The sequence below is a fragment of the Pseudomonas sp. F220 genome (assembly GCF_057813935.1).
In genome coordinates this window covers 1-14,983 of the sequence record NZ_JBVASJ010000062.1, presented here as the reverse complement: position 1 = coordinate 14,983, position 14,983 = coordinate 1, and the positions used below count along the sequence as shown (strand labels likewise).

General features: G+C 57.9%; 11 protein-coding genes, 5 tRNA genes and 2 pseudogenes. 9 read left to right on the top strand and 9 right to left on the bottom strand.

Going from position 1 to position 14,983, the window contains the following annotated elements; translation table 11 throughout:
* Window positions 1–118: 118 nt before the first annotated feature.
* The 7 genes and pseudogenes from ACZYSM_RS28120 to gltX form a co-directional block, all read right to left on the bottom strand.
* Window positions 119–511 (bottom strand): annotated as a pseudogene (locus tag ACZYSM_RS28120) (alpha/beta hydrolase); the annotation flags it as partial.
* A gap of 29 nt (window positions 512–540) precedes the next feature.
* Window positions 541–1,080: a TetR/AcrR family transcriptional regulator gene (locus ACZYSM_RS28115; RefSeq protein ID WP_489076782.1), complete on the bottom strand. Its 540-nt coding sequence runs from the start codon at window positions 1,078–1,080 to the stop codon at window positions 541–543.
* 224 nt (window positions 1,081–1,304) lie between these two features.
* Window positions 1,305–1,380 (bottom strand) — tRNA-Glu (locus ACZYSM_RS28110).
* Window positions 1,381–1,459: 79 nt separating this feature from the next.
* Window positions 1,460–1,535 (bottom strand) — tRNA-Ala (locus ACZYSM_RS28105).
* 53 nt (window positions 1,536–1,588) lie between these two features.
* A tRNA-Glu gene (locus ACZYSM_RS28100) sits at window positions 1,589–1,664 on the bottom strand.
* Between the two features lie 79 nt (window positions 1,665–1,743).
* Window positions 1,744–1,819: transfer RNA gene (locus ACZYSM_RS28095), tRNA-Ala, on the bottom strand.
* A gap of 285 nt (window positions 1,820–2,104) precedes the next feature.
* Window positions 2,105–3,586: a glutamate--tRNA ligase gene (gene gltX / locus ACZYSM_RS28090; RefSeq protein ID WP_489076780.1), complete on the bottom strand. Its 1,482-nt coding sequence runs from the start codon at window positions 3,584–3,586 to the stop codon at window positions 2,105–2,107.
* Window positions 3,587–3,818: 232 nt separating this feature from the next.
* On the opposite strand from gltX, the gene ACZYSM_RS28085 reads away from it, so the two are divergent.
* Together ACZYSM_RS28085 and ACZYSM_RS28080 are read left to right on the top strand one after the other, a co-directional pair.
* Entirely contained in the window at window positions 3,819–4,874 is a 1,056-nt protein-coding gene (locus tag ACZYSM_RS28085) for an HlyD family secretion protein (protein ID WP_489076778.1), read from the top strand.
* Window positions 4,864–6,414, top strand: coding sequence for an MDR family MFS transporter (locus ACZYSM_RS28080; RefSeq protein ID WP_489076776.1), 1,551 nt, complete (start codon window positions 4,864–4,866; stop codon window positions 6,412–6,414). The genes ACZYSM_RS28085 and ACZYSM_RS28080 overlap by 11 nt, the downstream gene beginning before the upstream one ends.
* A 164-nt stretch (window positions 6,415–6,578) precedes the next feature.
* Here the strand turns inward: ACZYSM_RS28080 and uvrB are convergent, their stop codons facing one another.
* Window positions 6,579–8,594, bottom strand: a complete 2,016-nt coding sequence (gene uvrB / locus ACZYSM_RS28075) for an excinuclease ABC subunit UvrB (RefSeq protein WP_489076774.1) — start codon at window positions 8,592–8,594, stop codon at window positions 6,579–6,581.
* A gap of 335 nt (window positions 8,595–8,929) precedes the next feature.
* Here uvrB and ACZYSM_RS28070 point away from each other — a divergent pair, with 335 nt between their 5' ends.
* A complete protein-coding gene (locus ACZYSM_RS28070) occupies window positions 8,930–10,126 on the top strand; it encodes an amino acid aminotransferase (protein WP_489076772.1) in 1,197 nt (398 codons plus the stop codon).
* Window positions 10,127–10,329: 203 nt separating this feature from the next.
* On the top strand, window positions 10,330–10,524 hold the full coding sequence (locus tag ACZYSM_RS28065) for a hypothetical protein (protein ID WP_489076770.1): 195 nt from the start codon (window positions 10,330–10,332) through the stop codon (window positions 10,522–10,524).
* A 5-nt stretch (window positions 10,525–10,529) separates the two neighbouring features.
* Here the strand turns inward: ACZYSM_RS28065 and ACZYSM_RS28060 are convergent, their stop codons facing one another.
* Window positions 10,530–10,763: a hypothetical protein gene (locus ACZYSM_RS28060; RefSeq protein ID WP_489076768.1), complete on the bottom strand. Its 234-nt coding sequence runs from the start codon at window positions 10,761–10,763 to the stop codon at window positions 10,530–10,532.
* A 271-nt stretch (window positions 10,764–11,034) separates the two neighbouring features.
* Here ACZYSM_RS28060 and ACZYSM_RS28055 point away from each other — a divergent pair.
* From ACZYSM_RS28055 to tnpB, 5 genes and pseudogenes are all read left to right on the top strand, one after another.
* Window positions 11,035–11,110 (top strand) — tRNA-Asn (locus tag ACZYSM_RS28055).
* Window positions 11,111–11,272: 162 nt separating this feature from the next.
* Entirely contained in the window at window positions 11,273–12,595 is a 1,323-nt protein-coding gene (locus ACZYSM_RS28050; RefSeq protein WP_489076766.1) for a tyrosine-type recombinase/integrase, read from the top strand.
* A 909-nt stretch (window positions 12,596–13,504) separates the two neighbouring features.
* Entirely contained in the window at window positions 13,505–14,485 is a 981-nt protein-coding gene (locus ACZYSM_RS28045) for an integrase domain-containing protein (protein ID WP_489076764.1), read from the top strand.
* Window positions 14,482–14,682 (top strand): annotated as a pseudogene (locus tag ACZYSM_RS28040) (hypothetical protein); the annotation flags it as partial. The gene ACZYSM_RS28045 and the pseudogene ACZYSM_RS28040, both read left to right, overlap by 4 nt.
* Window positions 14,683–14,766: 84 nt before the next feature.
* Window positions 14,767–14,983, top strand: a 217-nt coding sequence (gene tnpB, locus ACZYSM_RS28035) for an IS66 family insertion sequence element accessory protein TnpB (RefSeq protein WP_239945233.1), incomplete at its 3' end; no start/stop codon positions are given.

Genomic DNA, 14,983 nt, shown 5'->3' with positions numbered 1-14,983 from the left:
GAGCTCAACCAATGTTGGCCAGAAGCCGAAGACAGCTTCCTCGAACAGGCCTTATACATAGATGCAACCGGGTAGCAGTGTTTGAAAAGCAGGTAGACCGTGGGGGCGAGTCCATACATAAGGGCGGCAATTCCGCTGCCGCCTCAAGCATGGCACGGGCGAATAGCACGACATTCGCCTCACGCCCGGGAGACCGGCCATGCGCCGGACCGTCCAGCGCGACCACGGTGTAGCCAGCGTCGACCAGGGCCGTGATCAGACTGGCGAACTGTGTCGGCCGCCCTTCCCAGCCATGCATCAACAAAACCGTCGGGCCCTGGCCCCAGCGCAACGCCGAAAGCCCGAACCGCAAGGTGATTCGTTCGGACTTCGCCAGCAGCGGCAACTCCCAATCGCGCGGCGGTAGCTCGCGTGGAGTCATGAACGCCAGCCGCATCTTGCGGGCTATCAGTCGCGGTGCAAACCAGCCCAAGGTGCCATTAACGCCACGAACCCAGCTTAAAGTGCTCATTGCTCATCTCCTCAGGCCAACGCTTCAGGTCATAGCACCGCCGACTTCGCGGCACGCAGCAATCGATCGGATAACTCTCCCGGACCCAAGGCCCGCGCCAGCGCCAGGCCGCCCACCATCAGAGCGACATCTGCCAGGGCTTTGTCAGTGTCTTCCGGACTGGCCGCCAATTGCGCGACCATCAGCTCCAGGTGTTCATTCAATGCCTGACGAAAGTCGTCCGGCAGGCGACCCAACTCCCCGACTGAAGCCGGAATCGGGCAAGCATGCTCAGTCGAGTCACGGTGCTTGCGAGACAGGTAGAACGCAGCGACCAAGGCGCGACGTTCTTCGCCAGTCAACTCGGCATCCATTTCCGCGATCAAGCCACGGCGCTGAGCGAGCAGTTGCGTGAACGCCTCCAGCATCAGCGCATCCTTGCTTTCAAAGTGCGCATAGAAGCCACCCACCGTGAGCCCGGCGGCGCCCATCACCTCTCCCACGCTCGGCTCGGCCGGACCACGCTGAATCAGCGCTGCGCTTGCGGCCTTCAAGATGCGTTCGCGGGTTTGAGCTTTTTTATCGTTCATCGTTGCCTCCGAATATTACGATTGAAATATTATTCTCATAATAAATTTTCGCAAGTCATTGCTGTGACCGTTGGTCAGAAGAGCCACTTTTTGAAAATAGAGAGCCGAGAACAGAGGGTTGAGGGCAAAAAGTTGAGTAAAGAGAGAATTGGCGAACGCCAGACAAACAAAAGGGCCATTCAATAATTGAATGACCCCTATAAATCCCGCAGAGCGGGTAATCGTGGCGTCCCCTAGGGGACTCGAACCCCTGTTACCGCCGTGAAAGGGCGGTGTCCTAGGCCACTAGACGAAGGGGACGCAAAACCTTCTATACAACGTGATCAGGCTGAGTCTGATCGATTCAAGGCCGGTGTGGCCAGACCTTGAACTGTAAAATTGGTGGAGCTAGACGGGATCGAACCGTCGACCTCTTGCATGCCATGCAAGCGCTCTCCCAGCTGAGCTATAGCCCCGGATTTTTCGCCTCGCGGCGGAGCAGCATTTTTCAACACTGCTTCTGTAAAACTGGCGTCCCCTAGGGGACTCGAACCCCTGTTACCGCCGTGAAAGGGCGGTGTCCTAGGCCACTAGACGAAGGGGACGTAACCCTTCTATACAACGTGATCAGGCTGAACCTGATCGATTCAAGGTCGGTGTGGCCAGACCTTGAACTGTACAATTTGGTGGAGCTAAACGGGATCGAACCGTTGACCTCTTGCATGCCATGCAAGCGCTCTCCCAGCTGAGCTATAGCCCCACGTTGTGGACGGGGCGCATGTTAAGCGTGAGACGGAAACCTGTCAAATAATTTCTCAACAAATTTCAAAATTTTTCGTCGGCATAACAATCACTTACCACCAATCCCGAGAATCCGGGTCCCTCGTAGCAGCTGCCGAAGGCTGCGTTCGGCCGCGCAGCGGTCGTAAATGCGCACGCCCCCCACACTTTCAGGCAAATCGCATTCCGGCCATTCAGGGCCGCTTCGCGACCCGACGCAGCCTCCGGCAGCTGTTACATGGGACCGTATTCAATCAGAGATATCTCAGGCGATAGCGCCCAAGAGTTTTTCCCATTCCTTGTTTTCCTTCTTCGACACGCCACCGAGCAAGTCGATAGCCTGGCGCAGACGGAAACGCGTCAGGTCCGGACCGAGGATTTCCATCGCATCGAGCACCGACACCGAACTGGCCTGACCGGTAATCGCCGCAAACATCAGCGGCATGGCGTCGCGCAGCTTCAGCTCCAAAGACTCGACCACTGCCTGAATGGTCCCGGTGATGCTGTCCTTCTCCCACTGACGCAGACTTTCCAGCTTCCACAGGATCAGTTGCATCAACTGACGAACCTGATCACCCGAGAGTTTCTTGTGCTCGAACAGCTTGGCGTCCGGCGTCACGCCACCGGCAAAGAAGAACCCAGCCAGCGGCGCGATCTGACTGAACGTTTCGACCCGGCCCTGTACGTGCGGCGCGATCTTCATCATGTACTCAGGGTTCAGCGCCCACGCCTGCACGCGACTGGCGAATTCTTCCACCGGCAGGTCGCGCAGCCACTGGCCGTTGAGCCAGGAAAGCTTCTCGACATCGAAAATCGGCCCGCCCAGGGAAACCCGCGACAAATCGAAGTTATCAACCATTTCCTGCAGCGAGAACTTCTCGCGCTCGTCCGGCATCGACCAGCCCATACGGCCCAGGTAGTTGAGCATCGCTTCCGGCATGAAGCCCATACGCTCGTAGAAGGTCACCGAGGTCGGGTTCTTGCGCTTGGACAGCTTGCTCTTGTCCGGGTTACGCAGCAGCGGCATGTAGCACAGTTCTGGCTGTTCCCAGCCGAAGTATTCGTAGAGCAGGATCAGTTTCGGCGCTGATGGTAGCCATTCTTCACCACGCAGCACGTGGGTGATGCCCATCAAGTGATCGTCGACCACGTTGGCAAGGAAGTAAGTCGGCAAGCCGTCGGTCTTCATCAGCACTTGCATGTCCATGCGATCCCACGGGATCTCGACGTCGCCACGGAGCATGTCCGGCACCACGCAGACACCTTCGGTCGGCACTTTCATGCGGATCACGTGCGGCTCACCGGCAGCCAGACGACGCTGCACTTCTTCTGGCGAGAGCAGCAGCGCACGGCCGTCGTAGCGTGGGGTTTCGCCGCGAGCCATTTGCTCGGCGCGCATCTGGTCCAGTTCTTCAGCAGTGCAGAAGCACGGGAAGGCATGACCGAGCTCTACAAGCTGCTGGGAATACTTCTGATAGATATCGCCGCGTTCACTCTGACGGTATGGGCCGTGCGGGCCGCCGACATCCGGGCCTTCACTCCAGTTGATGCCCAGCCAGCGCAAGGCATCGAAAATCTGCTGTTCGGACTCGCGGGTCGAACGCAATTGATCGGTGTCTTCGATCCGCAGGATGAACTCACCGCCATGCTGCTTGGCAAAGCAGTAGTTGAACAAAGCGATGTAAGCGGTGCCGACGTGGGGATCCCCGGTAGGCGATGGCGCGATGCGAGTGCGGACGGTGGTCATGGCATGTCTCGGAAAGAATATAAAAAGCGGAGATGAAACAAAGGGCGAATGGTAACAGGCGAGACCGACCCGGCTCCAGTGAGCAGGGCATTTAAGCCAAGGTTGCGCCTACAAAGCGCCGTGGCGCTGCTGAATGGCTGATTATCAGCAACCAGCATTTACCGCTCATCGGCTATATGCCAGATTCGCACACTGTTAAATTTCCTTACACCTTCTCGACTACAGTCTGCCCATGCCTGCCCAACTCAAGCGTCGCCTTTTTACTTTCCTGTTTATTGTCCTGCTGATCGCTTTGGCTTTTTTCGCCCAATGGTTCTTCAAGGGACGATTTTATGAAAGCACCGATAACGCCTATGTCCAGGGCGAAATCACCCGTGTTTCCAGCCAACTGGGCGCACGCATTGACGAAGTGCTGGTGCGCGACAACCAGCATGTGGAAAAAGGCGAGCTACTGATCAAACTCGAAGGCGATGACTTCCATCTCGCCGTCGACCACGCCAACGCCATGCTGGCCACCCGCGCGGCCGAGCGCTTGCAGGCCCAGAGCAAGTTGACCCAACAGGCCAGCCTGATCGCCGCCAGTGAAGCACAGGTTGCGTCCAGCCAGGCCAGCCTCGGTCGCTCACAGATCGATCTGTCCCGGGCGCAAACCCTGCGTAAACCGGGTTATGTCTCTGAAGAACGGGTCACCACCCTCTCCGCCGACAACCATATCGCCCGCTCGCAGGTGGCCAAGTCCCAAGCCGACCTGCAAGGTCAGCGCCAGCAGGTCAACGCCCTCAGTGCCGAGATAAAACGCCTTGACGCGCAGATCGCCAACGCCCGCACCGATCTGGCTCAGGCCGAGTTGAACCTGACCCGCAGCGAAATTCATGCGCCGATCAGCGGCCTGATCGGCCAGCGCGCAGCCCGCAACGGCCAATACGTACAAGCCGGCGCCTACCTGCTGTCGATCGTGCCGGATCAGGACATCTGGATTCAGGCCAATTTCAAGGAAACCCAGATCGGCCACATGCAGCCCGGGCAAAAAGCCGAGCTGACGTTCGATGCGTATAGCGACACGCCGATTGAGGCTCGAGTCGACAGTCTGTTCGCCGCTTCCGGCGCGCAATTCAGCCTGTTGCCGCCGGACAACGCCACCGGCAACTTCACTAAGGTGGTTCAGCGCATCCCGGTCAAACTGACCTTCGCCGCTGATAACCCGCTGCACGGCAAAATCCGCCCGGGCATGTCGGTCACCGTCAAAGTCAACATCAAAGCGGATACCGACACCCAAAATGGCCGGTGATCAACTGATCCGCCCGGTCGGAGAGCCGACCCGGCGCGACTGGATTGCGGTGATGAGCGTGATGCTCGGCGCCTTTATGGCGGTGCTCGACATCCAGATCACCAACTCCTCGCTCAAGGACATTCAGGGCGCGCTGTCGGCCACTCTTGAAGAAGGCTCGTGGATTTCCACCTCGTACCTGGTGGCGGAGATCATCATGATCCCCCTCACCGCCTGGTTGGTGCAGCTGCTGTCCGCACGGCGACTGGCGGTCTGGGTCTCGCTGGGATTTCTGGCGGCCTCCTTGTTGTGCTCCATGGCCTGGAGCCTGGAGAGCATGATCGTCTTTCGTGCCTTGCAAGGCTTCACTGGTGGCGCACTGATTCCGCTGGCGTTCACCCTGACGCTGATCAAGCTTCCCGAACACCACCGCGCAAAAGGCATGGCGATGTTCGCCATGACCGCCACCTTCGCCCCCTCTATCGGCCCAACCATCGGCGGTTGGCTCACCGAGAACTGGGGCTGGAAATACATTTTTTATATCAACATCCCGCCCGGTCTGATCATGATCGCCGGGTTGCTCTACGGCCTGGAGAAGAAGAAGGCCCATTGGGAACTGCTGAAAAGCACCGACTACGCCGGCATTCTCACACTCGGCATCGGCCTGGGCTGCTTGCAGGTATTTCTTGAGGAAGGCCATCGCAAAGACTGGCTGGAATCGAATCTGATCGTCACGCTCGGCAGCATCGCACTGTTTAGCCTGATCACCTTTGTGATCGTGCAGATATCCAAGCCCAACCCGCTGATCAACCTCGGCATCCTGCGCAACCGCAACTTCGGGTTGTCGAGTATTTCCAGCCTGGGAATGGGCGTTGGGCTATACGGATCGATCTATCTGTTACCGCTGTATCTGGCGCAGATCCAGAACTACAACGCCTTGCAGATCGGTGAAGTGATCATGTGGATGGGGGTGCCACAGCTGTTTCTGATCCCGCTGGTGCCCAAGCTGATGAAGTTCATCTCGCCCAAGCTGCTGTGCACGGTGGGGTTCGGGCTATTCGCGCTGGCGAGTTTTTTCTCGGGGGCACTCAACCCGGACTTTGCCGGGCCGCAGTTCAATCAGATCCAGCTCATCCGCGCTCTGGGCCAGCCGCTGATCATGGTGACCATCTCACTCATCGCCACTGCCTACATCCTGCCGCAGGATGCAGGGTCGGCTTCGAGCCTGTTTAATATTCTGCGTAACCTCGGCGGCGCGATCGGCATCGCCCTCCTCGCCACACTGCTCGATGCCCGGACCAAGACCTACTTCGACTACTTGCGCGAATCTATTGTCCCGAGCAATCCGCAAGTCGCCGAACGTATGGCGACGCTCACAGAAAAATTCGGCAACGAGACCGCTGCGCTAGGCAAACTCAGCGAGATCACCCACCAGCAGGCGTCGATCATGGCTTACAACGATGCGTTTCATTTTGTCGGGATTGCGTTGGGGATCAGCATGTTGGCGATACTGCTAACCAAGGCATTGCCGGCGGGAATAAAGGCTGGGGAGGCGCATTGACACTGCAGACACCAAACCGTAGGAGCGAGGCTTGCCCGCGATCGGCTACGAAGCAGCCGTAAAATCCCCAACCGGGGCTGATCAGGTAAACCGCGTCAGTCGAGCTGCGAGCGCTGCGCACTCGATCGCGGGCAAGCCTCGCTCCCACAAAGACAGCGATCGGCTTAAACCACCAACAACCGCTCGCGCAGCTTGCCGATCTCGTCGCGCATCTGCGCCGCGGCTTCGAACTCAAGGTCTCGCGCCAACTGGTACATCTTCTCTTCCAGCTGACGAATACGCTTGCTGATTTCGCTCGGCGAGCGCAGTTCGTTCTCGTAGCGGGCGCTTTCCTCGGCAGCTTTGGCCATGCCTTTGCGCTTTTTACTGCGCGAACCCGGCACGACAGCGCCTTCCATGATGTCGGCAACGTCCTTGAACACGCCTTTCGGGGTAATACCGTTGGCCAGGTTAAAGGCAATTTGTTTCTCGCGACGACGATCGGTCTCGCCAATCGCCCGCTCCATCGAGCCAGTGATCCGGTCGGCGTAGAGAATCGCCCGCCCATTGAGGTTACGCGCCGCACGACCAATGGTCTGAATCAGTGAACGCTCGGAACGCAAGAAGCCTTCCTTGTCCGCATCAAGAATCGCCACCAGCGACACCTCGGGCATGTCCAGACCTTCACGCAGCAGGTTGATCCCCACCAACACGTCAAATGTTCCCAAACGCAAATCGCGAATGATTTCGACCCGCTCCACCGTATCGATGTCCGAGTGCAGATAGCGCACTCGCACGCCATGGTCGGCCAGGTAATCAGTGAGGTCTTCGGACATACGCTTGGTCAGCGTGGTCACCAGCACCCGCTCTTCCAGCGCTACGCGCTTGGCGATTTCCGAAAGCAAATCATCGACCTGAGTCAGCGCCGGACGGATCTCGATCTGCGGATCCACCAGACCGGTCGGTCGCACCAGCTGCTCGACCACTCGACCGGCGTGCTCGGCCTCATAGTTACCGGGGGTTGCCGAAACGAAAATCGTCTGCGGACTGATGTTTTCAAACTCATCGAAACGCATCGGCCGGTTGTCCAGCGCCGACGGCAGACGGAAACCGTATTCCACCAGGGTTTCCTTGCGTGACCGGTCGCCTTTGTACATGGCACCGACCTGCGGCACGCTGACGTGGGACTCGTCGATCACCAGCAAGGCATCGGCTGGCAGGTAGTCAAACAAGGTGGGCGGCGCCTCACCGGATTCACGGCCCGACAGGTAGCGCGAGTAGTTCTCGATGCCATTGCAGTAACCCAGCTCGAGGATCATCTCCAGATCAAAACGGGTGCGCTGTTCCAGCCGTTGCGCTTCCACCAGTTTATTGTTGGAGCGCAGGTACTCCAGACGCTCCTTCAGCTCAATCTTGATCCCTTCGATGGCCCCCAGCAGGGTTTCCCTCGGCGTCACATAGTGGCTTTTCGGATAGAAGGTGAAACGCGGCAGCTGGCGAATCACTTCGCCGGTCAACGGATCGAAGGCGGAAATCTTCTCCACTTCATCATCGAAGAGTTCAATCCGGATCGCTTCAAAATCGGATTCCGCCGGGTGGATATCGATCACATCGCCGCGTACGCGAAAGGTGGCGCGGGCAAAATCCATATCATTGCGGGTGTACTGCAAGTCGGCGAGCCGGCGCAACAAGGCACGCTGATCGAGCTTGTCGCCACGATCCACGTGCAGCACCATCTTCAAATAGGTTTCCGGGCTGCCCAAGCCATAGATGCACGAGACCGTGGTGACGATGATCGCGTCCTTACGCTCCAGCAGGGCCTTGGTCGCGGACAAACGCATCTGTTCGATGTGGTCGTTGATCGACGCATCTTTCTCAATAAAAGTGTCGGAAGACGGCACATAGGCTTCAGGCTGGTAGTAGTCGTAGTAGGAAACGAAGTACTCCACCGCGTTGTTCGGGAAGAACCCCTTGAACTCACCGTAAAGCTGCGCCGCCAGGGTCTTGTTTGGCGCCAGCACCAGCGTCGGGCGGTTGATCTGCGCGATCACGTTGGCAATGCTGAAGGTCTTGCCCGAGCCGGTCACACCGAGCAACGTCTGGTGCGCCAGCCCGGCTTCGATGCCCTCAACCATCAAACGGATGGCTTCCGGTTGATCGCCAGCGGGCTCGAAGCGGGTGACTAGCTGGAAGTCAGACATAACGTACCTCTGGTTCACTCCTGTACGGCACTACCGGACAGCAACGAGAAAGACCGCAAACGACCAATGTCGCTGGGAAAAAACTTGATTGTGCTAGATGTGGAGCCAAATGCCACGGCTTTCAAGGTAAACGGCCTACGCGCCCCTAAACCCTTTGACGTTGCAATATGACTAGCGGTCGAAAAATAAACCGAAAAACTTGCCTGAAAAGCCCAATCGCCTGTCGCAGCGATCAGTGATGGCCTCTATACTAGCTCCCCGTTTGTGCACCGCTCTAGTGCATTCGGCTGGAGCGCTACACGTCCCTCCACACTCCATTCAGAGCCGCCGCAATAATGAGCCTGTTCTCCGCTGTCGAAATGGCACCACGCGATCCAATCCTGGGCCTCAACGAAGCATTCAACGCCGATACCCGTACCAACAAGGTCAACCTGGGGGTCGGTGTTTACTGCAACGAGGAGGGGAAAATTCCACTCTTGCGTGCCGTTGCCGAAGCCGAGACGATTCGCGTAGCTCAACACGCTTCTCGCGGTTACCTGCCGATCGACGGCATTGCTGCCTACGACCAGGCCGTGCAAAAGCTGCTGTTCGGCGCTGATTCGCCGCTGATCGCTTCCGGTCGGGTCATCACCACCCAAGCTGTCGGCGGTACTGGCGCACTAAAAATCGGTGCCGACTTCCTCAAGCAACTGCTGCCTGATGCCGTCGTCGCCATCAGCGACCCAAGCTGGGAAAACCACCGCGCGCTGTTCGAAACCGCCGGCTTCCCGGTTCAGAACTACCGCTACTACGACGCCGCCACCCACGACGTGAACCGCGCCGGTCTGCTCGAAGACCTGAACGCGCTGCCTGCGCGCTCTATCGTTGTGCTGCACGCGTGCTGCCACAACCCGACTGGCGTCGACTTGAGCCCGGCAGACTGGAAAAACGTCCTCGATGTGGTCAAGGCGAAAAACCTCGTACCGTTCCTCGACATGGCCTACCAGGGCTTTGGCGATGGCATCGATGAAGACGCCGCGGCTGTGCGTCTGTTCGCCGAATCGGGTCTGACGTTCTTCGTCTCCAGCTCGTTCTCCAAATCCTTCTCGCTGTACGGCGAGCGCGTTGGCGCTCTGTCGATCGTCAGCGAATCGAAAGAAGAAAGCGCGCGCGTGCTGTCGCAAGTCAAACGCGTAATCCGCACCAACTACTCCAACCCGCCAACCCACGGTGCAACTATCGTTGCCGCCGTGCTGAACAGCCCAGAGCTGCGCGCCCAGTGGGAACAGGAATTGGCCGAAATGCGCCTGCGCATTCGCGGCATGCGCACGCAGATGGTCGAACTTCTGGCGAAAAAAGCACCTGACCGTGACTTCAGCTTTGTCGGTCGCCAACGCGGTATGTTCTCCTACTCCGGTCTGACCGTTGAGCAAGTCACCCGCCTGCGCACCGAGTTCGGCATCTATGCACTGGACACCGGCCGCATCTGCGTCGCTGCACTGAACCAGAGCAACATCGACGTAGTGACCAAGGCCATCGTTCAGGTGATCTAAGCCACACGCGACAAAACAAAAGGGGGAAGCCAGTGGCTTCCCCCTTTTGTTGGTCTGCCAGGAAATCCCGCTCTAGACTGACAAACTGATGTGTTCGTGAAAAGATCGTCCGAATGCGGCCCGAACTTACGGCAGCGCCTACGGAATTTGCGCACACCTGTGAATTCAGAGCGCCAAGCGCCCCTACCCTATCGAGAGCTCACATGAAAAACGATGATTTGCGCGCTGACCGCGACGAGCTGGACAGCTTCGTCCCCCGCAATCAGGCCAAACGCAGCAGCGGACTGGTCTGGCAGATAGCCTTGGGCGTGTTTCTCGGCGGCTTGGCGCTATGGCTGGTGCAGCTTGCGGCGACGTCCCTGGTCGCCAAGCTCATGCTCGGCACGCTGACCGGCTAAAGCCTTTAGCCTGCCAATTCGGTCGAACGCTGGCTGGCAGCATCGTCAAACGCCACATAAAGCGACTCGGCCACTTGGCTCTTGATCGCTTTAGCGCTCTCCAGCCCCAACACAAAACCTTCAGCCTTACCGCCTGCACGGTTCAGCTCATCCGCAGAGCTGGCCTGGGTGATCGCATCCCATAGCTTGGAGGCATGCGGACCAACACCTTTGGGCAAACTGATCTGATCAATGCTCATGCGGCCACCTTCGGCGGTCGTGGGGTGGCGAAGGGTTGTACGGTTGAACAAACGAACGTGGTCATAACACCTACCTTTGCGGCTGAAGGCCGGTAGCGCGTGAAACCACTTCCGGGGGGGCCATGGTAGACCTGTACCGAGGTTCTGGTAACCGGCAGTCATCGATAAACCACGCATTGCCTATGCTGCGATACTGGACTACGCTCATGAAACCGCCAAAAACCTATCTTACACTTGACTTCTCCTTTTCAATCAGTAACATACGCCGCATTCCGCGATAGCTCAGTTGGTAGAGCAAGTGACTGTTAATCACTGGGTCCCTGGTTCGAGTCCAGGTCGTGGAGCCATACAAGGTTCCAGAGAAAGCTTCAAAAATCTCTGAAACCCCCGAAAAACCCGCCTTCTGGCGGGTTTTTTCGTTTTGGCGTTCCGTCGGATTCCGGTGGGTACCAGCCGTTTTAAGGGTAGAGTTTGGGATAAAGGTCAGTTCGATAAAAGGGAGTACCCTTATGTCGCGCACCACTGCTCCACTCTCCGATTCCGCTTGCCGTTCGGCCAAGCCCACAGACCGCGCCTACAAGCTTTTCGACGGCGATGGCCTTTACCTTCTAGTCCAACCCAATGGCCGTAAAGGCTGGCGGCTCCGTTACGTCAAACCTGACGGACGGGAAGGATTGACCTCATTCGGCAACTACCCCGTCATTGGCCTCGCCGATGCGCGCCGCAAGCGCCTGGAGGTCAAGCGAATGCTGGCGGATGGCATTGATCCCATAGGAGCCAAGCACCAAGCCAAGGCGGAAGCTGTGATCAAAGGCCGCACCTTTGAAAACGTCGCGCTGGACTCGCACGCGGAAATGTCAGCCAAGTGGGCACCAGACTATTCCAAGACAGTGATGAGTCGCCTCAAAACCCACCTCTTCCCGCTGATCGGCGCCCGCGCCATTGTCGACCTGGACACCCACGACCTTATGCGGCCCCTGGAAGCGATCAAGAAGCGCGGAACGATAGACGTTGCTTTAAGGGTACAAAACTACCTGCAGAGCATCATGCGCGAGGCAAAGCGCCTCCGGCTTATCACCGTGAACCCTGCGTACGACCTCGTAGGCTCGATCAAAGCCTCGCGAGTCGTCCACCGCCCCGCTTTATCCTTATCGCGCTTACCTGAATTGCAGGAACGGATCGACACCTATAAAGGCCGCGCACTTACCCGGCTGACAGTCTTACTCTCGCTGCACGTGTTTGTACGTTCCAGCGAGCTGCGCTTCGCCCGCTGGAACGAGTTCGACCTCAAGCGTGGCGTCTGGGAAATACCCGACACGCGACCAGCGTTGGAAGGCGTACCCTTTTCCACAAGGGGTACGAAGATGGCCGGGGACATCCACCTTGTACCCTTATCACCGCAAGCGGTCGCCCTACTCGAGCAGATCCACGTAATCACAGGCAAATTTGACTTGGTGTTCGCAGGCGATACCAAGTCTTGGAAGCCGATGTCCGAAAACACGGTTAACAGCGCGCTTCGGAAGATGGGCTACGACACCAAAACCGAGATCTGCGGCCATGGGTTTCGGTCGATGGCCTGCAGCGCACTGATCGAGTCGGGTTTGTGGACGGACGCAGCTATCGAGAGGCAGATGAGCCACAAGGAACGCAACAACGTCCGCGCCGCTTACATCCACAAGGCCGAGTTCATCGAGGAGCGCAGGCTGATCATGAACTGGTGGAGTCGCTACCTTGAGACTAATCAGCATGAGCATGTCAGCCCACGCGAATTCGCCAATCAGACGGGTGCGAACGTCACTCGACTAAAAGCAAAACATGGCGCAACCGAGTAAGCGCTCGGTCTTCATATCTCGGTGATCCGCTTGTCCACGCGGGTCCTTCCAAACCGGGCTGCAAAGCCGCCCTGTTTGGATGGACCTCACTTAAAAATCTAAAGCCCACGCAATTGTCTGTGGAAAACCACTAATTTCCATTAGTGGATAATTTCATCCACAGCCGCAGAACTCCCGAAAGTTCGAGCCTTGACCCGAATTCTCCACAGGCGTAGAAAAGGTCGGGCAAAGCGCTGTCGTTGACAGCAACCCAGGTAGCCAGAACCTTTAAGGCTACGCCACACCGTGGTGGTTCTCCCAAAGTGCGATTAGCGTCCGGCGGCTCGCACGGTCACAGCGATGTGATGGATGCCTACTTCTAGCAGAGTGCCCACTGTGGCAATTCACACCCCTTCCTAGCTGTTCTGCAGCAACTTATCCACTTGGCCATTTCATGCGCCAACCTGCGCCCGTCTCTTTCTTCCGGAAAGAGACGGGCGCTCCTACCACTGCTGCAGCCCACCTCGTACAAGGCATTGCGGCATTTCCCCTCGTGACAATCGGCGTGACAAACACCGAAGTCACCCGCAACAGCGATGCAGATGATGGTGCCGCAGCCCACGGAATGGACTGCACCTGACTGACAGTCAGGTATGCCCCGGTCATTGCTTCGCTGCCCTCACCCGACTCAGGATCTCGCGGCGCCAGTCTCGTCAGCCAGTGCAGCCTCCACCCGCCCACTTCTTCGGAAGTGTTCAGGAGGCCAGATCATGAGATGCCCAAGCTCCCGGTCGTAAGGAGCCGTCAGTCCCGCGTTAGTGGACAACCCTCACAGGTCGCAGGGGCCTTGATCCCTGATAACACTCAACATTCGTGGCGGGATGACGTGAGGAAGGTTTCAAAGGTTTTGGCTTCGAGAGGAGTTTGATCATGGCATTGGTAGGTAGACGGGATGGCCGCAATTTTGGATGGGGTCGGCAATTGAGCTATGCCGGGCCGCAAGCGCTGAAAGTTCTATTTGGCAGCGGGCATTACGGCACGGTCAAAGCGCACAGTGATCGGAGGCAAGCGTTCGCACGCTGGTGTCGATCAGACGATGGGCCAGGGTTCAACGACGCGCGGCAGATAGATCGGCAGACCCTGTTGGATTACGCGGAACATCTGCGTCACCTGGTTGAATGCGGCGATCTCGCCATCGCCACCGCGCAAAACCGACTGTCCAGCGTGAACCGGACTATGGCGGCGCTTCGCGGTGATCAGTATATGAGAGCGCCAAGTCCAAGTAAGGCGCTGGGAATGCAGCGCTCCGGTATCCGCAGTGAAGTACCTCAAGGCCAATACCGCGCACAAGTGAAACGGATCGTTGAAGTGCTATGTGAACATCAGCAGCCACGAGTCGCTGCCATCGTGCAGTTGGCACGCGAAACCGGGATGCGTTTACGTGAGGCCATTTTAGCCAACCTGCCCCGGCTGCAACGTGAGGCCAAACAACTCGGCAAGATCAACATCCAGGATGGCACCAAAGGTGGCCGTTCGGGTGCCTCAGCACCTCGCTGGATTGTAGTAACCGATAACATTCGTGAGGCTTTGGCATTCGCCCATCAAGTCTCACCTGACAGTAGCCACAACCTTCTGGCCCCGACCGAAAGCTACCAGGACTTTCTGCGGGTCACTGTTCGCCCCGCACGGGAGATACTCCATGCGCACAGCCTAAAAGGCTTCCACGAATTGCGGGCGGCCTATGCGTGCGGGCGCTACGAGCACATCACTGACCATCTTGCGCCCATCAACGGTGGCAGTTGCTACCAGATCGACCGGCACCTTGATCAGGAGGCCCGAGTAAAAATCAGCTATGAGCTGGGGCACGGCCGTATCGACGTGGTATCGGCTTACATCGGGGGCCGAGCATGAGCAAGCCATTCGATATGGAGCTGTTCCTGACAGGCGCCCTCACTGGGTCGCAAGCCACACGCGAGCGCCACCTTCGTCAAGCGAAGGCCATTCAAGCAGCGATCGATAATCGCTGGCACCGAGACAACCCATGGACCTGGCAGCGAAAGCATCTGGCATGGTTTCTAAATCACCACGTGAACCAGCACGCTGAATCGTAACCGCTCCATGAAGCCCACATTCCAAGCCGATATTTGATGCCCGATGCTGAGCTCCCGAACTCTCTCAGGAGCCTGCCCCACATGATGCGTCCCGATGCAAAAGTCGAAAAGGTATACCTCTACCCCAAGCCGGTGGACTTCCGAAAATCCATCGACGGCCTGGCCGCCCTGGTCGAGCTGGATATCAAAGTGGCCGTGTTTGACCCCGTGCTTTTCGTTTTTCTGAATCGCCACCGTAATCGGGTGAAAATCCTCTATTGGGAGCGCAACGGCTTTTGCCTTTGGCTCAAGCGCCTGG